Source organism: Mesorhizobium sp. B2-8-9, from assembly GCF_006439475.1.
Classification (GTDB): Bacteria; Pseudomonadota; Alphaproteobacteria; order Rhizobiales; family Rhizobiaceae; genus Mesorhizobium.
Map to the genome: position 1 here is coordinate 33,690 of NZ_VFTQ01000020.1, position 21,101 is coordinate 54,790.

Below are 21,101 nucleotides of genomic sequence, written 5' to 3' on the forward strand. Positions count from 1 at the left end.
GCATCTCAGGTCTACACCGTCGCGATGCTCGCCGCGGAACTATTCGCCGACCGGAAAACGCCGGCGATAGTGCTCGATAACTTCCGGATTGCGCAGATTGACGGGCAGCTTGCCGGCGAGCACCAGCAAGGCCTCGCCGGCGGCGCCGACACCCATGCGCATCATCGATTCCTCGGTGATGCCGGCCATATGCGGGGTGACGATGACGTTGTCGAAGCCGAAATAGGGATGGTTCGGCGGCAGCGGTTGGGTCGCAAAAACGTCGAGCGCAGCGCCGCCGATGCGGCCGGCACGCAGGGCTTCGATCAGCGCCTCATCATCCACCACCGGGCCGCGCGAGACATTGATCAGCAGCGTGTTGGGTTTCATGCGGGCAATGCGCTCTCGATTGATGAGGCCGCGCGTTTCCTGCGTCAGCGGGCAGCATAGCACGACGATGTCGCTCTGCTCGACCAGCGCATCGATCGACAGGAAGCCGACACGCTCGGGCGCGGGGCGCAGGCTGCGCGTGGTCGCCACGACATTAAGGTCGAAGCCGTGCGCGGCGATGTGGCCGACAGCCTGGCCGACCGCGCCGAGGCCGACGATGCCGATGGTCTTGCCGGCCAGCTCGCTGGTCGAGTTGGCGTGCTCGCGGCCGGCAAGCCAGCCCTTGGCGCGCAGGTCGCGGTCCATCACGCGGAAGCGCCGCAGCAGCGCAAGGGCGGTGAACATCACATGCTCGGCGACCGAGCGGGCGTTGACGGCGGGCACGTTCGCCACCAGCACGCCGGCGGCGGTCGCGGCCTCGACCGGGATCATGTCCAGTCCGGCGCCGTGGCGGATCGCGGCGCGCAGGCTCGAAGTACCCGCAAACAGCTCCGGCGGCAGCGGCGCGCGCACAATGACGATGTCGGCGTCGCGGGCCTCAGCGGTCAGCGTCTTGGGATCGAGCGCGGAAGCGATCGCAAGCCGCCCGGCGCCGGCCAGCATCGCCGTGGCGCGTGGGTGCAGCGGATGCGTCGACAGGATCTTGCGCATGGGGTTCCATTTCCGCATTTGTGCGATGCCAAGCTAAACGTCCGGCTGCAAAATGCTCAAGGGCATTTCGCCGTTTCACGGAAACGGAGAACTGCCCTGTTCCTGTGGGTTCACGCAGTTTCGGACGAAAGGCTACGGCAAAGGTGCCGAACCTGACCGTCCACACCTTCCTGGAATTGCTCAAGCCTTCTCGAGTGCCGCGCTTTTCGGCTCCATTCCGCGGCCTTCGATGATCCCCTTCCAGTAGCTCTCGGCGCCCTGCAAATGAGCATTCATCAGGGCCTGGGCGAGGTTGCCGTCGCGGCGCAGCAGCGCTTCGTAGATCTGGATATGCTCGGCATGCGAGCGCACCGAGCGTTCGGGATCGTTGAAATAGATCGGCAGGCGCTGCTCGCCCATCAGGTAATAGACGCTGCAGATATTGTGGAAGACGCTGTTCTTGGTCGCGCGCACGATCTCAAGGTGAAACTCGCGGTCTTCCTTGGCGAGGCCTTCGCCGGCGGCGATGCGCTCTTCGGAAGCCTTCAGGATTTCGCGCAGGCGCTCGAAGTTCTCCTCGGTGGCGCGCGAGCAGGCAAGCTCGGCCGCCTTGATCTCGTGGATCTTGCGCAGCTCGACGGTTTCGTAGATCTGCACCGGATCGAGCGGCAGGCCGGCGCGGGCGAACAGCGCCAGCGCTTCCACGCTCGCCTGCTTGGTGTCGATATAGATGCCGGATTTGGCGCGCCGCTCGACGATACGCATGGCCTCGAGGATGGCGAGCGCCTCGCGGATCTGGCCGCGGCTGACGCCGAAATGTTCCGCCAGCTCTCGCTCGGAGGGCGTGCGGCCGGACTCCTTGTCCGAGTTGGAAAAGAGATAGGCGGCGAGTTCCGCGAGAAGGTTCTTTTCTTTCATCGTCAAATACGTTGCGCGTGCGCCTCCAGGAATCGCTCGGAGATGGTGAATCCCAATCCAGGCTTTTCAGGGATCGCTATCATACCGTCCTTCGCCTCGACAGTCTCCTCGACGAGGTCGTGGATCATCGGGTTGGCGCCGAGCGAATATTCAATGGTGAAGCTGGCGGGTGAGGCGGCACACACATGCAGCCCGGCAAAGAAGCAGGGCGCGCCGGCCCATAGATGCGGCGCGAAGCGCAGGTTGAAGGCGCTGGCGATGGTGCCGATCTTCATCGCCTCGCTAATGCCGCCGCAGAAGGCGGGATCCGGCTGGAAGATGTCGGCCGACTTCAGCACAGCCAGATCGCGGAAGGCATAGCGCGTCGCCTCGCTTTCGCCGGTGGCGATCGGCGTCGATCCCGAGGCGCGCACGTCGGCCATGCCCGGCTTATCGTCGGCGGTCACCGGTTCCTCGAACCAGGCAAGGTCGAGATCGGCGGTGAGGTTGATGAAGCGCTTGGCCTCGGCGACGGTATAGGTGCCGTGCGCGTCGACCATCAGATCGACATCCGGCCCGATCGCCTGCCTTGCGGCGCGCACGCGCGCGGCCGAGACATGTGGGGCGCCGTCCATGGCGCCGATGCGCATCTTCAGCGCCTTGAAGCCGCCCTTGGCGATGTAGGATGTCAACTGCTCGCCGATGGTGTCGGCTGAGGCCCAGCCGCCCGAGGCATAGGCCTGCATGCGCTCGACCTTGCGGCCGCCGAGCAGCCGCCAAACCGGCTGCCCCAGCGACTTGCCGAGGATGTCCCAGAGCGCGATGTCGACGGCGCTGATCGCCGCCACACTCATGCCGCGCCGCGCCAGCTGCGGCATGGCATGGCCGGCATGCGCCGCCGTCTCATGCCGCACGCCGTTGTAGAGCATTTCCCAGATGATGCCGATGTCGGCCGGATCGCAACCGATCAGCTGCGGGCCGATCTCGTGATTGAGCATATGGACGAGCGCGCCATAGCTGCCGGCGCTGCCGGCGGCGTTCTTGCCCTCGCCCCAGCCGACAAGGCCGTCAGCGGTCTCGATGCGCAGAATGGCGGCGTCGAACGTCGTCACCTGACCGAAGTCGCTGCGATGCTGCTTCGCGACTTCGATCGGGATACGAACCCACCAGGCCTGGACGCTTTTGATGCGCATGTTTTCCCTTCGGCCCCTCCGCCCGCCGGGTGGAAGGGACAGTTTCGATCGGAGGCCTACTTGATCAGCGGCAGCAGCGTTTCGGCAGTGATGCGCATCTGGTCGGTGTAGAATTTTTCCGTGAGCACGCTGGAGCCGTGGTCTTGGATGAATTTGAGCTGCTCGGGCGAGATGTCGACCGGATTGCGCTCGACCATCTCCGGATAGGGCGCCGCAGGCGTGCGGTCGACGGGCGCGACGAACTCGTTGGTCAGCGCGCCGTCATAGCCGACTTCCTTCAACGTGCGCACGATCTTCGGCCAGTCGATCTGGCCAAGGCCGGCTGCGAAGCGGTTGTTGTCAGCGACATGGAAATCGAACAGGCGCTTTCCGACCTGACGGATCGCGTCATAGACGTTAAATTCCTCCATGTGGATATGGTAGGCGTCGAGGCAGACGCCGCATTCGGGGCTCACCGCATCGGCGAGCGCCAGCGCCTGGGCGCCGCGGTTGAAGAGGTAGGTCTCGAAGCGGTTGAGCGGCTCGACGGCGATCCTGACGCCGACCTTCTTGGCATGGCTGAAACATTCGCGCGTGGCATCGACCACCCAGCCCCATTCCTCCGCCTCGGTGCCGTCCGGCACGACCTTGCCGACGGTCGCGGGCACCAGCGTGATGATCTCGCCATCGAGCTCGCTGACCATGGTGAGCACGTCCTTGACGTATTGGACGGACCGCTCGCGCTGGCCCTGGTCCCTGGCGGCGAGGTTGCGCTCGCCGAGCATCAGAGTCACCGAGCCCCAGCAGCGGATGCCGTGCTCCTTCAGGAGCGCGCGCGTCTCCTGGGTCTTGTACTGCTCGGGCTCGCCGGAAATCTCGATCGATTCGTAGCCGAATTTCTTGATGCGCTTGAGCGTCACCTCCAGCGGTTCCGCCCGCATCCAATTGTGAGTCGAAAGATGCATGGTCTATCCTTCCCAGAATTCGCCTGTCACATTCTACTCCGCGACGCCTCCAGTAGAGGCGGGCGTATGATTCCTCCCCAAGGCGTTGCCAGCATTTTCCTCGAAACTGGTTCGACCAATTGGGCCCTCCATGACCTCTACAGCAAATTTTCATGCACGGCAACAAGTGGGCGGCTGAAGCTCTATCAGCCGAGCAATAGTCTGATTTTACGTGGTAATTCCACTTATCTGTTTGCAAGCTCGGCTCGCCTCCGCGGTTTTCGGCCGCTTGACCGAATTCCGGGATTTGGTAATACCAGAATGGCGCGATGCTTAGACGCCGACAGGGTTGACCAAACAGGCTGGCCCTCATTTCAATAGGCGCTATGCTTGGTCGCGAAAACAAACGAGGGAGGATGCCGATGCCGACGACGATGAAGGGCCCCGGCCTGTTTCTGGCGCAGTTCGCGGGCGACGCCGCGCCATTCAATTCGCTGGGTTCCATCACCAAATGGGCAGCGGGGCTGGGCTACAAGGGCGTGCAGATCCCGACCTGGGACGCGCGCCTGTTCGACCTCGAGAAGGCGGCGTCGTCGAAGGCCTATTGCGACGAGGTGAAAGGCGTCTGCGCGGATGCAGGCGTCGAGATCACCGAATTGTCGACGCATCTGCAGGGGCAACTGGTCGCGGTGCATCCCGCCTATGACGCGCAGATGGATGGCTTTGCGCCGCCATCGGTGCACAACAATCCCACGGCACGGCAAAAATGGGCTGTCGAGCAGATGAAGTTCGGCGCCAAGGCATCGCGCAATCTCGGGCTGAACGCCTCGGTGTCGTTCACCGGCTCGCTGGCTTTCCCTTACCTTTATCCGTTCCCGCAGCGCCCGGCCGGCCTCATCGAGGAAGCCTTCGGCGAACTCGGCAAGCGCTGGAAGCCGATCCTCGACGTCTATGAAGACAATGGCGTCGATGTCGGCTATGAGATCCATCCTTCCGAGGACGTGTTCGACGGCGCCACCTTCGAGATGTTCCTCGACGCGGTCGGCGGCCACAAGCGCTGCAACATCAACTACGACCCGTCGCACTTCCTGTTGCAGCAGCTCGACTATCTCGAGTTCATCGACATCTACCACGAGCGGATCAAGGCCTTCCACGTCAAGGACGCCGAGTTCAACCCGACCGGGCGGCAAGGCGTCTATTCCGGCTACCAGGGCTGGGTGAACCGTGCGGGGCGCTTCCGCTCGCTGGGCGACGGGCAGGTGGATTTCAGCGGCATCTTCTCCAAGCTCACCCAGTACAATTACGATTCCTGGGCGGTGCTGGAATGGGAATGCTGCCTGAAACATCCCGAGGACGGCGCCGCAGAAGGCGCGCCTTTCATCCAGCACCACATCATCCGGGTGACCGAGAAGGCCTTCGACGATTTCGCCGCCGGCACGACCGATAAAAAGCTGCTGCGGGCGATGATGGGGATTTGACTGCAGCTCCCTTGAGGAGGTTCGGCCGCAGGTCCGGGTGGGGTTGAATCCCAAGTCGTGGCGGACTCTTATACCCCCACCCCGACGCTGCGCGTCGACCCTCCCTACAAGGGGGAGGGTGAGGAACTAAAGAGAGAGGACAAGAATGGTCGGCGCATCGAAGTCGGAAGCGGGAGGCGGCCCGATCCGCTATGGCATGGTCGGCGGCGGGCAGGGCGCCTTCATCGGCGCGGTGCATCGCATCGCGGCGCGCATGGACAATGATTTCGTGCTGGTGGCCGGCGCGCTGTCATCGGATCCGGCGCGGGCCAAGGCGTCGGCCGCCGAACTCGGGCTCGATCCGGAGCGCAGCTACAGCTCCTATGCCGAGATGGCCAAGGCCGAAGCCAAGCGTCCAGACGGCATCGAGGCGGTGGCGATCGTGACGCCGAACAACGTGCATGTGCCGGCGGCGAAAGCCTTCCTAGAGGCGGGCATCCATGTCATCTGCGACAAGCCGCTGGCGACGTCGCTGGCCGAGGCGAAGAAGCTTGCCGTCCTGGTCGAAAAGACCGGCAAGGTGTTCGTGCTGACCCACAATTACACCGCCTATCCGATGATCCGGCAGGCACGCGAGATGGTGGCCAAGGGCATGCTCGGCGATATCCGCATCGTGCAGTCGGAATATCCGCAGGACTGGCTGACCGAGGACCTTGCCGCCACCGGCCAGAAGCAGGCCTCCTGGCGCTCCGACCCCAAGCAGGCCGGCGCCGGCGGCGCGCTCGGCGACATCGGCACGCATGCCTATAACCTGGCTCGCTTCGTCTCGGGACTTGAGCTCGATACGCTCTCAGCCGATCTCGACGCCTTCGTGCCGGGGCGCCAGCTCGACGACAATGTCAACGTGATGCTGCGCTTCAAGCCGGTCGGCAACAAGCATCCGGCCAAGGGCATGATCTGGGCCAGCCAGGTGGCGCCCGGCCACGAGAACGGGCTGAAGCTGCGCATCTACGGCACCAAGGGCGGGCTGGAATGGGTGCAGGCAGACCCGAACTATCTCTGGTACACGCCGTTCGGCCAGCCGAAGCAGCTTTTGACGCGTGCCGGCGCGGGCGCGATGCCAGTGGCCGCGCGCGTCAGCCGCGTGCCGTCGGGCCATCCGGAGGGCTATCTCGAAGGTTTTGCCAACATCTACCAGGAAGCGGCCCGCGCCATCCGAGCGGCGCGCCGGAAAGGCGGCAAGCCGGCTAAGGATGTGGTCTTCCCGACTGTCGCCGACGGCGTCGAAGGCATGGCCTTCATCGAGGCCTGCGTGAAGTCGTCGAAGAAAAACGGGGCCTGGACGAAGCTGTAGGGACGGCTGCGTCGTCCAAGCGAGTCCCCCTCACCGGGATTGCCAGCCGAATTGCGAAGGCAATTCGGGGCAATCCGACCTCTCCCCCAGGGGAGAGGAGACAAGCAACGCCGGCGCCGACCTCTTCTCCCCTCGGGGAGAAGGTGGCCGCGGAGCGGCCGGATGAGGGGGAGTGCGGCCGCCAACGCAAATGGCTGGCCGCAAGTTGGGGAGGGGGATGTCGATGAAAATCGGCATGTGCATGTTTTTGTGGACCACCAGCGTCTCGAAGAAGCACGAGGCGCTGCTGAAGGACATCAAGGCGACCGGTTTCGACGGCGTCGAGATACCGGTCTTCGCGGGCGCGCCCGACGACTACAAGAAGTTGGGCGAGATGCTCGACCGCATCGGGCTGGAGCGTACCGCGGTCTCGGCCATGGGCGATCCGGCGATGAACCTGATCTCGCCGGATGCGGCGACCCGCAAGGCCGGCATCGACTATATGAAATGGGCGATCGACTGCAGCGCGGCCCTGGGCGCGGATACCCTCAGCGGGCCGTTGCATTCGACGCTCGGCGCCTTTTCCGGCAGCGGCCCGACGGCGGCCGAAAAGAAGCGCTCGGTCGCCTCGCAGCGCGCGATCGGCGACCATGCCGGCAAGAGAGGCGTGACCATCGGGCTCGAAGCGCTCAACCGCTTCGAATGCTATCTCGTCAACACCATGGCCGACCTGTGCGAACACATCGACGCGATCGACCGGCCGCACATCAAGGCGATGTACGACACGTTCCATGCCAATATCGAGGAGGCCGATCCGATCGGCGCCTATACAAAGCATCGCCGGAACGTTGTCCATATCCACATTTCGGAGAATGATCGTGGCGTGCCGGGGCGCGGCAACATCCCGTGGAAGGAGACGTTCTCCGCCATCCGAAAAAGCGGCTACGACGACTGGCTGACGATCGAATCGTTCGGGCGTTCGCTGAAGGACTTGGCGGCGGCGACCAAGGTTTGGCGCGATTTCGCGGAGAGCCCGGAGGCGGTTTATCGCGAGGGGTATCGGCATATCAAGGAGGGGTGGAGGAAGGCGGCTTAGGGGCCCTGCGCCTGATCCATTTTCTATTTGCCGTGGCAACGGTTGCCAGGTGGTTCCCCCACTCCGTCTCGGCTTCGCCGAGACACCTCTCCCCCCCTCCGGAGGGAGAGGAAAGGGAGCCTGGTGGCGCCGGGAGAGGAAAAAAGCCTCGGCCTTCGACGACAGGCGCGGATCGGACAGCTTGGCGCCTTTCCTCAACCCCGTCGATCGGGGAGAGGTGTCGAGCGAAGCTCGACGGAGTGGGGGTCGACCTTTGGCGCAGGCGAGACGATGCTTGCGCTTCTGCGCCACAAGGTTACCCCTGCGCAGCCTGCAGCCGATTGTAATCGTGCAGCGTGCGGCTCAGCCTTCGGCGCAGGAAGTTCGAGATGTTGTCGAAGATAAAGACGACGAGCAGCGTCAGCAGAACCATGTAGAAGACGTTGGCCCAGTTCGAATTGGTGCGCATCGCTTCCCATAGTTTCAGGCCGATGCCGCCGGCGCCGACGGCGCCGATGATGGTGGCGCCTCGGGTGTTCGATTCCCACTGGTAGAGCGTCTGGCTGATGAAGACCGGCACCACTTCCGGCAGCACGCCGTAGCGCTGCACCAGCAAGCCGTTGGCGCCGGTTGAAAGCACCCCCTCGCGCGGCTTGTCGTCGATGTTCTCCAGCGCCTCGGAATAGGTTTTGCCCAATGTGCCGATCTCGGTGAAGAAGATCGCGGCGCTGCCGGCCAGCGGTCCGGGGCCAAAGGCGCGGGTGAAGAACAGCGCCCAGATCAGCATGTCGACCGAGCGCATGAAATCGAAGAAGCGCTTCAGCACCTGGCTGAGCAGCCCGCTCGGCGTGATGTTGCGGGCGGCGAAGAAGGCGAGCGGGAAGGCGACGATGCCGCCAAGCAGCGTGCCGAGGAACGCCATGACGATGGTCTGCAACAGCTTCGTCCAGACATCGCCATGCTGCCACTGCGCGTTGTTCCAGATGTTGTCGGCGGCCAAAGCGAGGTTCGAGGTGCCTGGGTTGAGCTCTGGCCCGGAGGCGATGAGCGAGATGACCTCGCCGGCCGATTTGCCGAAGAAGGGCGAGCGGGTGTCGAAGACGAAATTTGCCCAGCCGAGGAAGCGCTTGCGCACCTTGACGCGATCGACGGTGACGCGCACCTCGCCGACAAAGCCCATCTTGGCGACGATCTCATCGTCGTGGACGGTCACCCAGTCGGGCACCGGACCTGTCACCACCGGCTTGCCGCCGGTGAGCGATACCGGCACCGTCTGGCCGTTGGCGACGATCGTTGCCCTGATCTTGTCGAAGGTGACGGACTTGTCCCGGCCGTCGATCAGGACGGTGAAGGTGCCGTCCGGATTCTTGATCACCCAGTCCGGATCAGGATGCTCGCCGAGCGCCGAGAAGCGCGGATATTTCGGCGTGATCTCGGGCTGGTCGAGCCGGAATTCCGGCTGCAGGTCGTAGCTGATCCATTGCGACAGGAAGAGCGGCAGGCGCTCCCAATGCGATTCGCGCAGCACCTGCGGCAGGCTGAAGAACCACAAGGCATAGGCGAGATAGAGCACGGTGCCGGCGATCAGCAGCAGCGGCCAGAAATGCTTATAGGCCGGCCGCTGGAATATCTGCGGATGGCGGTCTTCTATGGTCCTGATTTCTTCGGCAGTCATGGCGGCCATTTCAAGCGCTCATCAGGAAGGCCTGCTCGCCGACGAGCTTGCGGCGCAGCCAGGCGGAGAACTGGTCGACGAGGAAGATGGTGACGAAGAGCAAGAGCACCAGCGCCAGCGTCTTGGCGCCGAAGCCGCGTGAAATGGAAAGTTTCAATTCCTCGCCGATGCCGCCGCCGCCGACCGCGCCCATGATGGTCGAGATGCGCACGTTGATCTCGATCCTGAGCAGCGTGTAGGACATGAAATTGGGCAACACCTGCGGCAGGTCGGCGAAGCGCACGCGTTCGAACCAGTTGGCGCCGACAGCACGCAGGCCCTCTTCCGGGCGCATGTCGATGTTCTCGTTGATCTCGTAGAACAGCTTGCCCAGCGCGCCGATCGAATGCAGGCCGATAGCGATGATGGCGGCGACCGGGCCGATCGAGACGATGGCTGCGAACAGGCCGGCAATGACGATTTCGGGGAAGGCGCGCAGCAATTCCATGAAGCGCTTGACGATGAGCCGCAGGACCGGGCTCGGCGTCAGGTTGCGCGCGGCGATGAAGGAGAAGGGAACGGCGAAGACGAAGCCGATGAAGGTCGAGACCAGCGCCACGTTCACCGTGGTCAGCATCAGCTCGAAATATTCAGGGATGTAGAAGCCGCCCCAGATGTAGACGCGGCCAAGCGGGAAATTGAATTCCTGCGTGCCCTTGTCGTTGGGCGAGGCGATGTCGAACAGGGCGCGCCAAACATCGTTCCAGTCCTTCGGGACCAGCCAGCTCAGGAAATCGAGGATGTGCGGCAGCCGGTCGAAGAAATGGCCGGCATTGGCCTCGTCGGCGAACCACATGGTCGCGCACATGGCGACAAGCAGCAGGCCGACGCCAAGCGCGGTGTAGAAACGGCGCAGCGATGTCTGGCGCCGCCAGGCATCGGCCTGCTGGCGGGTGGCGTCGGAATGGAGTGTCGCTGATGTCATGATCGGGACATGCAAAAAGGGCGGCGTTTCGAACGCCGCCCTTTTTCCTGATGCCTTTAACCGCCGATGGCGGCTTTGCGGGCTTCGACGATGACGCTGTAGAAGTCAGGCTTCACCGGGACGTAGCCGGTGAAATCACCACCCTCGACGCCTTCGAAGCAGGCCTTGTCCTTGGCCGGCAGCGCGGTGAAGAAAGCGGTGAGCTTGGCGGTCATCTCGTCGCCGAGCGCGGTGCGGACAACCAGCGGGCCGTTCGGGATCAGGCCCGAGCGCCACACTTCGACGAAGTCGTTCGGGTCGACGGCGCCCTTGGCGACTTCCTTGTGGAAGGTGCCGGAGGTGTAGCCGTTCTTGAAATCGCCGATGCCGGAGGAATCGTCCACCGCCACGTCGACCTTGCCGTCGCGCACGGCCAGCACGTTGTTCTCATGGCCGCCGTTGAACTGGGTCGAGGCGAAGTAGATTTCGTTGGAAGCGCCGGTGTCCTTCGGAATCTGGGTCAGCGGGATCAGATAGCCGGAGGTCGAATCCGGATCGGCATAGCCGAGCTTCTTGCCCTTGGCCGACTTGATGTCGGTGATGCCGGAAGACTTCAGCGCCAGGCCGATCGAGTAGTAGCCGGTCGAGCCGTCGGTCTGCTTGGTGGTGAGGATCGGCGTGACCGCCTTCGGGTCCTTGAGATAGACGCTGGCGTAACCGGAAGCGCCGAGCTCGGCGAAGTCGAGCGTGCCGCCGAGCAGGCCCTGGATAACGCCGTCATAGTCGGCGGCCGGGAACAGCGACACCTTTTCGAAGCCGAATTCCGACTTCAGGTGATCGGCGAGGCACTGGTAGTTGCGCAGGCGGTCGGTCTCGTTCTCACCGCCGAGGATGCCGACGCGGAATTCCTTGATATCAGCGGCATGCGCGGCGCTGGCCGCCATGGCGAGCAGCGAAACCGCCCCAAAAACCATCTTCCTGAACATTTTGTCTCTCTCCTGTTGCTCCGGCTGCGCGCCGGCGGCGTTCTGATTTTTCAAGTCTTGCCTTTGACGCTGGCGGGCGATCCGGGTTGCTCTGCTGAAGTCCACGATTTGCCCGCACCCGCTGGGGCCGGGACGGTGGATTCAGTAGCCAGGAAAGGCTGGTTCGAGCGGTCCGGCGGATGCGGTGATCTTCGGCTTGATGGTCACGGCGGTCGACGTGATGGCTTCCGAGATCTCGGCGCCGCTGGCATCGGCGCCGTAGACGGTGCGCACGGCATCGCGGTCGAGATCTTCCGGAGCGCCGTCGAAGACGACCTTGCCGGCGGCCATGCCGATAATACGGTTGCAATAGACGCGCGCGGTGTCCAGCGTGTGCAGGTTCGTCACGACGGTGATGCCTTCGCGCAGATTGATGTCGCGCAGCGAGTCCATCACCACCTTGGCGTTGAGGGGGTCGAGCGAGGCGATCGGCTCATCTGCCAGGATCACCTTCGGCTGCTGCATCATGGCGCGGGCGATCGCCACACGCTGCTGCTGGCCACCGGACAACGTGCCGGCCGGCTGCAGCGCGGTGCGGGCGATGTCGAGCCGCTCGAGCGCGGCCACAGCCTCGGCGCATTCGGTGCGTGTGAACATGCCGAGCAGATTGGAAACCGTCGAGCGATGATTGAGGCGGCCGAGCAGCACGTTGGTCAGCACGTCGAGGCGCGGCACGAGGTTGAACTGCTGAAAGATCATGGCGCAGTCGCGCTGCCAGCGCCGCAGCGGCGATCCCTGCAGGCTGGAAACCTCGGCGCCTTCAAAAAAAATCGCTCCTTGGCTCGGATCGATGAGACGATTGATCATGCGCAAAAGCGTCGACTTGCCGGCGCCGGAACGGCCGATGATGCCGACCATCTGGCCGCGCGGGATCGAGATGTTGATATCGCTGACGGCGGTGTTCTTGCCAAATCGTCGGGTTACGCCGCGGATCTCAAGCGTGGCCGATGATGCTGACATACCAAAACTCCAGTCCGTCGCGCTTTTGCAGGTCTGTTAACCTTCGCTAGCGCAGGCCGATGAAGCTGGGGTGTCGGATTGATGTCAGTTTTGTTACGTCCCACAGGCTTGGAGATTCAACCAAGCACCAGCAATTCCTCGAAATGCTTCATGTCCTTGAAGCTGCAGAAGGCCGGAGGCTTGAGCTCGATCACAGGAGCCTCGCGTTCGAGGAACGACAGGCAGTCATCGAACAGATCCTGCCAGGCTGCGGCTCGCTCGTCGGCTAGACGGCGGATCTGATAGGCGAAGGTGATGTGGAAGACATAAGCGTCGTGGTCCGGATGGCGGTAGCCGAACGGCACCGACAGCGCGTTGCGCCACAGGCGCAGGATGCGCTCGTCCTCAGTGGAAGCACCGGCAACCGTAAGGCCGTTTGGCGTAACGCCGACAGTCTTGATACGAAACGGAGGGCAGGCCTCAAAGCCCTCCAGGCGCTGCAGATAGAGGCGGGTCATGTCGTCGATGCTGGTGTCGAGCGGCACGTCCTCGGGCCAATAGGGGAGGCGACGTCGGTATTCGATGATGCCCTGGAACAGTGTCATGTGCAGGCTTGGGACCGGCGTGAAGGCGAGGCGGTCCGCGTCCGGCATGGCGCGGATGCGCTCGCGCACCTCGATGATCGCAGCTTGCGAAGGCGAGCCGCCGACGAGGTGACTGATGACCGTGTTGCCGGGCTCGGGGAGGAAGTTGCCCGAGGTATCGTAACGGGTGCCGAGATGCACCGGCGCCGTCGGGTTGATGCCTTCGAAAAATCCGGCGAGCGAGGGTCTGACTGTGGCGAGCATCGCGATCTCCTTGGGGAGATGGCGTCCTGTCCGAGTCATGTGTCAACGGTGTGAATGATGAATGGTGAATGGTGAATGGTGAATGGTGAGAAGGGCTTCGTTGCATTCACTATTGACCATTCACCATTCACCGCGCCTAGCCGCCATGCTTCTCCAGGAACGCCTCCGCCGACAGCTCGCGGAAATCGTCGAGCGCAGCGCGCAGCCTTGCATGATCCCAATCCCACCAAGCTAAAGCCTGGTAGCGCTCGGCGGTGCGGCGGTCGAAGCGCTCGCGAATCGGCTTCGCCGGCACGCCGCCGACGATTGTGTAGGGCGCGACATCCTTCGACACCACGGCGCCCGCGCCGACCGCCGCGCCATCGCCGACGGTGACGCCGGGCAGGATGGTCGAGCCATGGCCGAGCCAGGTGTCGTGGCCGACGGTGACGCGTTTGGCGCGGCGCTCGGCGAAGAACGCGCTTTCATGCTCGGCGTCGTCCCAATAGTCCGATGCGCGGTAGGTGAAGTGGTGCAGCGTCGGCCGCCATGTCGGGTGATTGGTGGCGTTGATGCGCACGCTTGCCGCGATGTTGGAGAACTTGCCGATGGTCGCGCACCACACGGCGCAGTCCTGCATCATGTAGGAATAGTCGCCGAGCTCGCATTCGGCGACGCGGCTGCGCTCGGCGATCTCGGTCCAGCGGCCGAGCGTCGAGTTCTCGACCTGCGCCGTCGGATGGATCAGCGGCGCCTCCGAAAGCTTCTTCATGCGGCGATCTTTCCGGCGGCGAAGGCGGTTACGTCGATGACGCGGTCGGCGACAGCCTCACGCACGTCGAGGTCGTGAAAGATGCAGAGCAGGGCAACGCCCGCCGCCTTCTTGGCGGCGATGAGCTCGACCACGACATCGCGGTTCTTCGCGTCGAGCGAGGCCGTCGGCTCGTCGAGCAGCAGGATCGGATGCTCGGTGATGAAGCCGCGCGCGATGTTGACGCGCTGCTGCTCGCCGCCGGAGAAGGTCGCGGGCGGCAAGGCCCAGAGCCGTTCCGGCAGGTTGAGCTGCGCCAACAGGACACGCGCTCTCGCCCGCGCGCTTTCCCTGTCCTCGCCGCGCTCGACCAGCGGCTCGGCGACGACGTCGAGCGCGGAGACACGCGGGACGGTGCGCAGGAACTGGCTGACATAGCCGATGGTATGGCGGCGCACGGAAAGCACGGTGCGCGGGCTGGCCGAGGCGAGGTCGATCAGCCCGCCGCCATGCTGGACGATGATCTGACCTTCATCGACGGCGTAGTTGCCGTAAAGCATCTTCAGGATCGAGCTTTTTCCGGCGCCGGACGGGCCGCCGAGCACGGCGCATTCGCCGGCGCGGATCGAGAAGGAGACACCCGCCACCACCGGCAGCGTGACGCCGTCGCGCAGATGCATGGTGAAGCTTTTGGCGACATCGGAGACAACGAGAGGAGTGGCCATCATCACACCTGCAGGATGGAAGAAACGAGAAGCTGGGTATAAGGCGCGCGCGGATCGTCGAGCACGCGGTCGGTGAGGCCGCTTTCGACGACGCGCCCGTCCTTCATCACCATCATGCGTTGCGACAGCAATCGCGCCACGGCGAGGTCGTGGGTGACGACGATCGCCGCCAGCCCGAGATCGGTGACCAGCCCGCGCAATAGATCGAGCAGGCGCGCCTGCACCGAGACGTCGAGACCGCCGGTCGGCTCGTCCATGAACACAAGGCGCGGCCCGGTGACCAGGTTGCGGGCGATCTGCAGGCGCTGGCGCATGCCGCCGGAAAAGGCGCGCGGCTCGTCGTCGATGCGGTCCTCGTCGATCTCGACGCGCGACAGCCAGTCGACGGCGGTGGCGCGGATCCTGCCGTAGTGGCGGTCGCCAACCGCCATCAGCCGCTCGCCGACATTGGCACCGGCCGACACCGTCATGCGCAGGCCGTCCGCCGGGTTCTGGTGGACGAAGCCCCAGTCGGTGCGCATCAGGAAGCGGCGCTCGGCCTCGCTCATGCGGTAGAGCTCGCGCCATTGGCCGTCGCGCATGCGGTAGCTGGCCGTGCCGGAAGAGGGCAGCAGGCGGGTCGACAGGCAGTTGAGCAGCGTCGTCTTGCCGGAGCCGGACTCGCCAACCACCGCCAGCACCTCGCCTGGCCACAGATCGAAGGTGACGTTCTCGCAGCCGACGCGCGAGCCGTAAAATTTGGACAGCGCTGAAACGCGCAGCAGCGGTTCGTCGGTCATTCGGCCGGCTCCGTTTTTTCAGAGGCTAGGTGGGTCTCGGGAGCAAGGTGGCCGTGATGGCCGTCGGCGCGGCGCTTCTCGCAATGGTCGGTATCGGAGCAGACGAACATGTGGCCGCCATGGTCGTCGAGGATGACCTCGTCGAGATAGACATTCCCGGCGCCGCAGAGCGCGCAGGGCTGGTCGAAGGTCTGCACCTCGAAGGGATGGTCCTCGAAGTCGAGGCTGACGACGTCGGTGAAGGGCGGCACCGCATAAATGCGCTTCTCGCGGCCGGCGCCGAACAATTGCAAGGCCGGCGAGCGGTGCATCTTCGGATTGTCGAATTTCGGCGTCGGCGAAGGATCCATCACGTAGCGGCCCTCGACCTTGACCGGATAGGCGTAGGTGGTGGCGATGCGGCCGTGCCTGGCGATGTCCTCATAGAGCTTCACATGCATAAGACCGTATTCCTCCAGCGCATGCATCTTGCGCGTCTCGGTCTCGCGCGGCTCGAGGAAGCGCAGCGGCTCGGGGATCGGCACCTGGAAGACCAGCACCTGGCCCGCGGTCAGCGGATGCTCGGGGATGCGGTGGCGGGTCTGGATGATGGTGGCGGTTGCCGTGTCGGTGGTGACGGCGACATTGGCGACCTTCTTGAAGAAGGTGCGGATCGAGACGGCGTTGGTGGTGTCGTCAGCGCCTTGGTCGATGACCTTCAGCACGTCGTCGGGGCCAATGATCGAGGCGGTGACCTGGACGCCCCCGGTGCCCCAGCCATAAGGCATCGGCATCTCGCGCGAGGCGAAAGGCACCTGGTAGCCGGGGATGGCGATCCCCTTGAGGATGGCGCGGCGGATCATCCGCTTGGTCTGCTCATCGAGATAGGCGAAGTTATAGGTGGCGATGTCGGTCATGGCGATCACGTCCGCTCTCTGCTATGAAATTGGCGCCCAAGACGCGGAAGGACGCCCGAATGGACTCTACCGGTTGGTTGCATCTTGGCGTGCTGCTGCTGGTGTTCGCCGGCTTCGCGACCTTTGCGCTGCGGAAAATGGTTCTCCCCGCGCCAAGGGAACCTCCGTCCGGCGAGTCCTTCGGTGGCGGCGACTATACTGGCGGCTTCGACGGCGGCGGGCATTCCGGTAGCGGACACTGAAGTCATTCCGCCGCCTCGCGCTTCTCCTCGGCGGCCTTGTCCTCGTTTTCCCGCGCTTCGTATTCGGCGCGCATGCGGCGAACCAGGCCGAGCTCGGCCTGGAAGTCGACATAATGCGGCAGCTTCAGATGCTCGACGAAACCGGTGGCCTGGACATTGTCGGAATGCGAGATGACGAATTCCTCGTCCTGCGCGGCGGCGACGACATCCTCGCCAAGCTCCGTGGCGCGCAGCGCCCGGTCGCACAGTGCCATCGCCATCGCCTTGCGCTCGCTCTGGCCGAAGACCAGGCCGTAGCCGCGCGTGAACTGCGGCGGCGCCTTGGCCGAGCCCTTGAACTGGTTGACCATCTGGCATTCGGTGACGCGGATGGAGCCGAGCGGCACGGCGAAGGGCAGCTCCGGCACGTCGAGCTCCAGCTCGACCTCGCCGATGCGTATCTCGCCGACAAAGGGATGGTTGCGGGCGTAGCCCCGCTGCGTCGAATAGCCGAGCGCCAGCAGAAAACCTTCGTCGCCGCGCGACAACGCCTGCAGGCGGATGTCGCGCGCCATCGGGAATTGCAGCGGCTCGCGCGTGATGTCGCCGGGCACGTGGTCAAGCGGCATCTCGCCATCGGCCTCGATCAGGCCTTCATGGGCGAGGATCGCCGAAACGCGCGGCATGGCCTCCGGCTCGGCCGGACGCTGCGCCGGCATCTCGACCTTGGCGCCGGCGGCAAGCTCTGGATCGAGCAGGCGGTGCGTATAGTCGAAGGTCGGGCCGAGCACCTGGCCGCCCGGCAGGTCCTTGTAGGTGGCCGAGACACGACGCTCGACCTGCATGGCGCCGGTGTCGACCGGATTGGTGTAGCCGAAGCGCGGCAGCGTGGTGCGGTAGGCGCGCACCAGAAAGATCGCCTCGATCATATCGCCGCGCGCCTGGGTAACGGCGAGAGCCGCGAGCTCGCGATCATAGAGCGAGCCTTCGCTCATCACCCGGTCGACGCCGAGCGCCAGCTGCTCGACAATCTGGTCGAGGCGCAGCGCCGGTACCGAGCGGTCGCCGCGGCGGCGGTCGGCAAGCAGGCGATGCGCATTGGCAATGGCGGCTTCGCCGCCTTTCACCGCGACATACATGTCATGCCTCCATCGTCTTGATGCGGGTGGTGCGCGGCAGGCAGGCAAGGTGGCCGGGCGCCGCCAGGATGATGTCGACGCCGCGCGGGAAACGCTGGTTGTTCTGCTTCCACTGCTCGACGAAATGGCGCGGCATGCCGGGAGGCGCGATCATCGACGTCTTTTCGATCCCCGGACCTTCGAGCAGCAGCGATGGGCCCGAGGCAAGATCGTCGACCAAGAGGATCAGCGTCGTCGAGCGGTCGGGATATTCCTGCGTGCCTTGCGCAAAACCGTCGAGCGCCGCCATCTCCTTCGGATTGGCGATCAAGGCGAAATGCGCGTCGGCGGGCGTGTTGGCCAAGGGCGCGCCGGTGTGGAAGCCGAGCCAGGCCTTGACCGCGGCTTCCGTCTGCAGCGGCGGGTCGAGCCAGACCGGCGTGTCGTTGTCGCAGAGCGAGAGCGCCACGGCGCCGGCCGTCGCCGACAGCGGCGCCGGCGGGCGGGCGGGCTGCGGCAGCGGCTGGACGGTGCCGGGGCGGGCCATCGCGTCCATGATGGCGCGGAACACCGCCTGGGCGTTGAAGACCGGCTCTGCGAAGCCGCCATCGATCGATTGCGTGGCGATATCCATCAGTCTTCTCCGCGCACCATGGTGAAGAAATCCACTTTCGTGGCCGCTGTTTCGACGCGCTTTGTCTCGCGCGCCGCGGCAAGCGCTGCGCGCAAGGGCGCGGCGAGCTTTGTCTCGACCGCTTCGCGGTGCGCCGGGTCCCGCCACAGCGCGTCGGCGATCGCCGCTAGCTTGGCTTTTCCCTTGTCGCGGCCGAGCGCATAGGAGTGGCCGACCTGGCCGGAGGGCAGACGCACCGTGGCGCGGGTGACCGTCGCTTCGCCGACATTGAACGGTGCGCCACCGCCGCCGATCCGCCCGCGCACCGTCACCAGTCCGGTTTCGGGGCCGCGCAAAAGCTCGGCTTCGGAGGGCAGGCCCGACTCGTTCCACAGGCGGGCGATCTCGTCGGCCGCGGCATGCGCCAGCGTCGCCATCAAGGCTTTCCGCCCGGCCTGCTCGCGCGCTTCCTGTCCTCGCATGGCATCGCTCCTCGCATAGAGAAATTTGTCTATTGATATAGACAACTATACAAATTATACTCACTTGGTATCGGGAGTCCATGACGGGTGGATGACAACGGGTGCAAAAGTTAGGGGTGATGACGTTGGGGGCGGGGAAATGACCGGGCTGGCAAGCAGCATCGAGAGGCGCAACGGCGTATCGCTATGGCGGCAGATCGCCGACAGGATTCTGCAGGCGATCGCCAATGGCGATTTCGCCGAGAATGCCGCGCTGCCGCCTGAAGTCGCGCTGGCCGAGCGCTACGGCGTCAACCGCCATACGGTGCGTAGCGCCATTGCAGCACTGGTGCAGGAAGGCGTGCTGAGGGCCGAGCAGGGACGCGGCACCTTCGTGTTGTCGCGCAAGCGGCTGTCCTATCCGATCGGCGCGCGGACGCGCTTCTCGACCGGGCTGCAGGGGCAGACGAGCGAGCGGCATATCGCGCTGCTGTCGTCGTCGACCGAGCCGGCCGGCCGGCGCATCGCCGAGGCGCTGGGCATCGCCAAAGGCGCTGCCGTCATCCGCCTGGAGACGCGCGGCGAGGCCGACGGTCATGCGGTGTCGCGCGCGACGACCTGGTTCGATGCCAAGCGCTTTGCCGGAATCGAGGCGGCAATGGCGGAGACGGGATCGATCACCGCCTCACTGAAGCGCTTCGGCATCAACGATTATCTGCGGCATTCGACCGTGCTGTCGGCGCGCCACGCCGATGCCGACGACCTTGCAGCCCTCGATCTGCAGCCCGGCGCGATCGTGCTGGTCACCGTCGCCGTCAACGTCACGCTCGACGGTGAGCCGATCCAATTCGCGGAATCGCGCTTTCCCGCGGAGCGGGTGGAGCTTAGGCTGTCGGCCGGCGATTAGGTCTACGATGTCTTCGGACGGCAATCCAAGAGGTCGTCATCCACGGGCGGAGCGACGCGAAGCGGAGCGCAGACCCGAGGATCCATTCCGTAACCTCGATCGTAGAGCGCAGCGGAGCAGAATTCTGGATCGCTGCAACGCGTCGGCGTCACGGAATGGATCCTCGGGTCTGCGCTGCGTCGCTACGCTCCTTGCTCCGCCCGTGGATGACGAAGGGGATAGGCGCTTCGGCCAATCACCAAGACTGCAATTTGCTAGGGCGGACAACGGTCCAATTCGTGAAACCTGGACGCGGGCCTTCCTCACCCGACCTCAATGACCGCCTTGATCAGTCCTGACTTCTCGTGCGTCCATCGGGCAAGGTCGCGCGGCGTTCCGGCGAGCGTGGTGCGATGGGTGACGAGCTTGTTCAACGGCACGGCGCCGTTGCGGATCGAATCTGCGACATGGTCGAAATCGGACTTCAGCGCGTTGCGGCTGCCGACCAGCATCATCTCGCGCTTATGGAATTCAGGGTCGGAGAAGGTGATGTCGTCCTTGACGACGCTGACCAGCACCAGCGTGCCGCCATGCGCGACGTGGGCGAAGGCCGACTGCACGGACTGGGTGTTGCCAGTCGCGTCGAACACGAGGTCGAACCCTTCGCCGGCTGTTGCCTGTTGGACCAGCTCGGCAGCCGGCGTCTTCGAGCTGTCCAGCGGGGCAAAGCCGAGCTGCTTCTCGGCGAAGCCGAGACGTTCGGCGCTCATGTCGAGCAGGCTGACATCCAGCCCGGCGATGCGCGCGAAGATCGCCGTGCCGAGGCCGATCGGGCCGGCGCCGATGACCAGCGTGCGCTGGCCGGGCAGCCCGAGCGAGCGGCGTACCGCATGCGCGCCGATGGCCAGGAATTCGACCGCCGCGGCGTCGGCCAGCGACAGGCCGTTCGTCGGGTAGAGGTTCTGCGCCGGCACCAGGATTTCGTCGCACATGGCGCCGTCGCGATGGACGCCCAGCACCTGGATCTTCACGCAGCAGTTCGGCTTGCCGCGCCGGCAGGCAATGCATTTGCCGCATGAAAGATAGGGATTGATGACGACCGGCTCGCCGACGCTGATCTCGACGCCTTCGCCCTTCTCGACGATCGTGCCGGCAACCTCATGGCCCATGATGCGCGGATAGGCCAGAAACGGGTGCTTGCCTTCGAAGATGTGGTAGTCGGTTCCGCAGATGCCGACATGGCTGACCGCAACGCGCGCCCAGCCGGGCGGCGGTGCGCCGGGCCCGGCGCGGTCTTCGAGGACAAGCTCGCCGGGCGAACGGCAGACAACGGCTTTCATATCGCAAATCCAGGCAAAGAGCGCC

General features: G+C 64.6%; 22 protein-coding genes. 5 read left to right on the forward strand and 17 right to left on the reverse strand.

Going from position 1 to position 21,101, the window contains the following annotated elements:
• Positions 1-39 precede the first annotated feature (39 nt).
• The 4 genes from FJ423_RS22110 to FJ423_RS22125 form a co-directional block, all read right to left on the reverse strand.
• Entirely contained in the window at positions 40-1,020 is a 981-nt protein-coding gene (locus tag FJ423_RS22110) for a hydroxyacid dehydrogenase (protein ID WP_140845156.1), read from the reverse strand.
• 180 nt (positions 1,021-1,200) lie between these two features.
• Positions 1,201-1,917 carry a FadR/GntR family transcriptional regulator gene (locus FJ423_RS22115; protein WP_140545878.1) on the reverse strand — a complete coding sequence of 239 codons (717 nt, stop codon included), beginning with the start codon at positions 1,915-1,917 and terminating at the stop codon, positions 1,201-1,203.
• Between the two features lie 2 nt (positions 1,918-1,919).
• Positions 1,920-3,089, reverse strand: coding sequence for a mandelate racemase/muconate lactonizing enzyme family protein (locus FJ423_RS22120; RefSeq protein ID WP_140845158.1), 1,170 nt, complete (start codon positions 3,087-3,089; stop codon positions 1,920-1,922).
• A 56-nt stretch (positions 3,090-3,145) separates the two neighbouring features.
• Positions 3,146-4,033, reverse strand: coding sequence for a sugar phosphate isomerase/epimerase (locus FJ423_RS22125; protein ID WP_140845160.1), 888 nt, complete (start codon positions 4,031-4,033; stop codon positions 3,146-3,148).
• Between the two features lie 401 nt (positions 4,034-4,434).
• Here FJ423_RS22125 and FJ423_RS22130 point away from each other — a divergent pair, with 401 nt between their 5' ends.
• The 3 genes from FJ423_RS22130 to FJ423_RS22140 all read left to right on the forward strand — a co-directional run bounded on the left by FJ423_RS22130 (position 4,435) and on the right by FJ423_RS22140 (position 7,898).
• On the forward strand, positions 4,435-5,490 hold the full coding sequence (locus FJ423_RS22130; protein WP_095769299.1) for a sugar phosphate isomerase/epimerase: 1,056 nt from the start codon (positions 4,435-4,437) through the stop codon (positions 5,488-5,490).
• Positions 5,491-5,635: 145 nt separating this feature from the next.
• Positions 5,636-6,823, forward strand: coding sequence for a Gfo/Idh/MocA family oxidoreductase (locus FJ423_RS22135; protein ID WP_140845162.1), 1,188 nt, complete (start codon positions 5,636-5,638; stop codon positions 6,821-6,823).
• Between the two features lie 223 nt (positions 6,824-7,046).
• A complete protein-coding gene (locus FJ423_RS22140; RefSeq protein ID WP_140845273.1) occupies positions 7,047-7,898 on the forward strand; it encodes a sugar phosphate isomerase/epimerase in 852 nt (283 codons plus the stop codon).
• A gap of 295 nt (positions 7,899-8,193) precedes the next feature.
• Here FJ423_RS22140 and phnE (FJ423_RS22145) read toward each other — a convergent pair whose 3' ends face one another.
• The 9 genes from phnE (FJ423_RS22145) to FJ423_RS22185 all read right to left on the reverse strand — a co-directional run bounded on the left by phnE (FJ423_RS22145) (position 8,194) and on the right by FJ423_RS22185 (position 16,437).
• Positions 8,194-9,561, reverse strand: coding sequence for a phosphonate ABC transporter, permease protein PhnE (gene phnE, locus FJ423_RS22145; protein ID WP_140845164.1), 1,368 nt, complete (start codon positions 9,559-9,561; stop codon positions 8,194-8,196).
• 1 nt (position 9,562) lies between these two features.
• A complete protein-coding gene (phnE, locus tag FJ423_RS22150; RefSeq protein WP_140845166.1) occupies positions 9,563-10,516 on the reverse strand; it encodes a phosphonate ABC transporter, permease protein PhnE in 954 nt (317 codons plus the stop codon).
• Positions 10,517-10,572: 56 nt separating this feature from the next.
• Positions 10,573-11,481 carry a phosphonate ABC transporter substrate-binding protein gene (phnD, locus tag FJ423_RS22155; protein ID WP_140845167.1) on the reverse strand — a complete coding sequence of 303 codons (909 nt, stop codon included), beginning with the start codon at positions 11,479-11,481 and terminating at the stop codon, positions 10,573-10,575.
• 141 nt (positions 11,482-11,622) lie between these two features.
• A complete protein-coding gene (gene phnC / locus FJ423_RS22160; protein ID WP_140845169.1) occupies positions 11,623-12,480 on the reverse strand; it encodes a phosphonate ABC transporter ATP-binding protein in 858 nt (285 codons plus the stop codon).
• 116 nt (positions 12,481-12,596) lie between these two features.
• On the reverse strand, positions 12,597-13,307 hold the full coding sequence (locus FJ423_RS22165) for a DUF1868 domain-containing protein (RefSeq protein ID WP_140845171.1): 711 nt from the start codon (positions 13,305-13,307) through the stop codon (positions 12,597-12,599).
• 136 nt (positions 13,308-13,443) lie between these two features.
• Positions 13,444-14,058 (reverse strand): DapH/DapD/GlmU-related protein, encoded by a 615-nt coding sequence (locus FJ423_RS22170; RefSeq protein ID WP_140845173.1) that lies wholly within the window; start codon positions 14,056-14,058, stop codon positions 13,444-13,446.
• Complete coding sequence (phnL, locus tag FJ423_RS22175; protein ID WP_140845175.1) at positions 14,055-14,762, reverse strand: phosphonate C-P lyase system protein PhnL; 708 nt, start codon at positions 14,760-14,762, stop codon at positions 14,055-14,057. Before phnL ends, FJ423_RS22170 begins: the two co-directional genes overlap by 4 nt.
• Positions 14,763-14,764: 2 nt before the next feature.
• Positions 14,765-15,541, reverse strand: coding sequence for a phosphonate C-P lyase system protein PhnK (phnK, locus tag FJ423_RS22180; protein WP_042640728.1), 777 nt, complete (start codon positions 15,539-15,541; stop codon positions 14,765-14,767).
• On the reverse strand, positions 15,538-16,437 hold the full coding sequence (locus FJ423_RS22185; protein ID WP_140845177.1) for an alpha-D-ribose 1-methylphosphonate 5-phosphate C-P-lyase PhnJ: 900 nt from the start codon (positions 16,435-16,437) through the stop codon (positions 15,538-15,540). Before FJ423_RS22185 ends, phnK begins: the two co-directional genes overlap by 4 nt.
• 59 nt (positions 16,438-16,496) lie before the next feature.
• On the opposite strand from FJ423_RS22185, the gene FJ423_RS22190 reads away from it, so the two are divergent.
• Positions 16,497-16,679, forward strand: a complete 183-nt coding sequence (locus FJ423_RS22190) for a hypothetical protein (protein WP_140845179.1) — start codon at positions 16,497-16,499, stop codon at positions 16,677-16,679.
• A 2-nt stretch (positions 16,680-16,681) separates the two neighbouring features.
• On the opposite strand, the gene FJ423_RS22195 is transcribed toward FJ423_RS22190, so the two are convergent.
• Genes FJ423_RS22195 through phnG form a run of 3 tightly spaced genes read right to left on the reverse strand, consistent with a single transcriptional unit; the run spans position 16,682 to position 18,871 of the window.
• Entirely contained in the window at positions 16,682-17,797 is a 1,116-nt protein-coding gene (locus FJ423_RS22195) for a carbon-phosphorus lyase complex subunit PhnI (protein ID WP_140845181.1), read from the reverse strand.
• 1 nt (position 17,798) lies between these two features.
• Positions 17,799-18,410 (reverse strand): phosphonate C-P lyase system protein PhnH, encoded by a 612-nt coding sequence (gene phnH, locus FJ423_RS22200; protein ID WP_140845183.1) that lies wholly within the window; start codon positions 18,408-18,410, stop codon positions 17,799-17,801.
• Complete coding sequence (phnG, locus tag FJ423_RS22205; RefSeq protein WP_140845185.1) at positions 18,410-18,871, reverse strand: phosphonate C-P lyase system protein PhnG; 462 nt, start codon at positions 18,869-18,871, stop codon at positions 18,410-18,412. Before phnG ends, phnH begins: the two co-directional genes overlap by 1 nt.
• Positions 18,872-19,010: 139 nt before the next feature.
• Between phnG and phnF the strand changes: the two genes are divergently transcribed.
• Complete coding sequence (gene phnF, locus FJ423_RS22210) at positions 19,011-19,757, forward strand: phosphonate metabolism transcriptional regulator PhnF (RefSeq protein ID WP_140845187.1); 747 nt, start codon at positions 19,011-19,013, stop codon at positions 19,755-19,757.
• A gap of 302 nt (positions 19,758-20,059) precedes the next feature.
• Here the strand turns inward: phnF and FJ423_RS22215 are convergent, their stop codons facing one another.
• Positions 20,060-21,076, reverse strand: a complete 1,017-nt coding sequence (locus tag FJ423_RS22215) for a zinc-binding alcohol dehydrogenase family protein (RefSeq protein ID WP_140845189.1) — start codon at positions 21,074-21,076, stop codon at positions 20,060-20,062.
• Positions 21,077-21,101: the final 25 nt, after the last annotated feature.

Bases quoted from the DNA above. Each gene is read 5' to 3' on its own strand.
- phnG (WP_140845185.1), bottom strand. From the start codon at position 18,871: ATGCGAGGACAGGAAGCGCGCGAGCAGGCCGGGCGGAAAGCCTTGATG.
- FJ423_RS22195 (WP_140845181.1), bottom strand. From the start codon at position 17,797: ATGTATGTCGCGGTGAAAGGCGGCGAAGCCGCCATTGCCAATGCGCAT.
- FJ423_RS22135 (WP_140845162.1), top strand. From the start codon at position 5,636: ATGGTCGGCGCATCGAAGTCGGAAGCGGGAGGCGGCCCGATCCGCTAT.
- FJ423_RS22120 (WP_140845158.1), bottom strand. From the start codon at position 3,089: ATGCGCATCAAAAGCGTCCAGGCCTGGTGGGTTCGTATCCCGATCGAA.
- FJ423_RS22165 (WP_140845171.1), bottom strand. From the start codon at position 13,307: ATGCTCGCCACAGTCAGACCCTCGCTCGCCGGATTTTTCGAAGGCATC.
- FJ423_RS22215 (WP_140845189.1), bottom strand. From the start codon at position 21,076: ATGAAAGCCGTTGTCTGCCGTTCGCCCGGCGAGCTTGTCCTCGAAGAC.
- phnE (WP_140845166.1), bottom strand. From the start codon at position 10,516: ATGACATCAGCGACACTCCATTCCGACGCCACCCGCCAGCAGGCCGAT.
- FJ423_RS22140 (WP_140845273.1), top strand. From the start codon at position 7,047: ATGAAAATCGGCATGTGCATGTTTTTGTGGACCACCAGCGTCTCGAAG.
- FJ423_RS22190 (WP_140845179.1), top strand. From the start codon at position 16,497: ATGGACTCTACCGGTTGGTTGCATCTTGGCGTGCTGCTGCTGGTGTTC.
- FJ423_RS22115 (WP_140545878.1), bottom strand. From the start codon at position 1,917: ATGAAAGAAAAGAACCTTCTCGCGGAACTCGCCGCCTATCTCTTTTCC.
- phnH (WP_140845183.1), bottom strand. From the start codon at position 18,410: ATGGATATCGCCACGCAATCGATCGATGGCGGCTTCGCAGAGCCGGTC.
- phnC (WP_140845169.1), bottom strand. From the start codon at position 12,480: ATGTCAGCATCATCGGCCACGCTTGAGATCCGCGGCGTAACCCGACGA.
- phnD (WP_140845167.1), bottom strand. From the start codon at position 11,481: ATGTTCAGGAAGATGGTTTTTGGGGCGGTTTCGCTGCTCGCCATGGCG.
- FJ423_RS22110 (WP_140845156.1), bottom strand. From the start codon at position 1,020: ATGCGCAAGATCCTGTCGACGCATCCGCTGCACCCACGCGCCACGGCG.
- phnF (WP_140845187.1), top strand. From the start codon at position 19,011: ATGACCGGGCTGGCAAGCAGCATCGAGAGGCGCAACGGCGTATCGCTA.
- FJ423_RS22170 (WP_140845173.1), bottom strand. From the start codon at position 14,058: ATGAAGAAGCTTTCGGAGGCGCCGCTGATCCATCCGACGGCGCAGGTC.
- FJ423_RS22185 (WP_140845177.1), bottom strand. From the start codon at position 16,437: ATGACCGACATCGCCACCTATAACTTCGCCTATCTCGATGAGCAGACC.
- FJ423_RS22130 (WP_095769299.1), top strand. From the start codon at position 4,435: ATGCCGACGACGATGAAGGGCCCCGGCCTGTTTCTGGCGCAGTTCGCG.
- phnK (WP_042640728.1), bottom strand. From the start codon at position 15,541: ATGACCGACGAACCGCTGCTGCGCGTTTCAGCGCTGTCCAAATTTTAC.
- phnL (WP_140845175.1), bottom strand. From the start codon at position 14,762: ATGGCCACTCCTCTCGTTGTCTCCGATGTCGCCAAAAGCTTCACCATG.
- phnE (WP_140845164.1), bottom strand. From the start codon at position 9,561: ATGGCCGCCATGACTGCCGAAGAAATCAGGACCATAGAAGACCGCCAT.
- FJ423_RS22125 (WP_140845160.1), bottom strand. From the start codon at position 4,033: ATGCATCTTTCGACTCACAATTGGATGCGGGCGGAACCGCTGGAGGTG.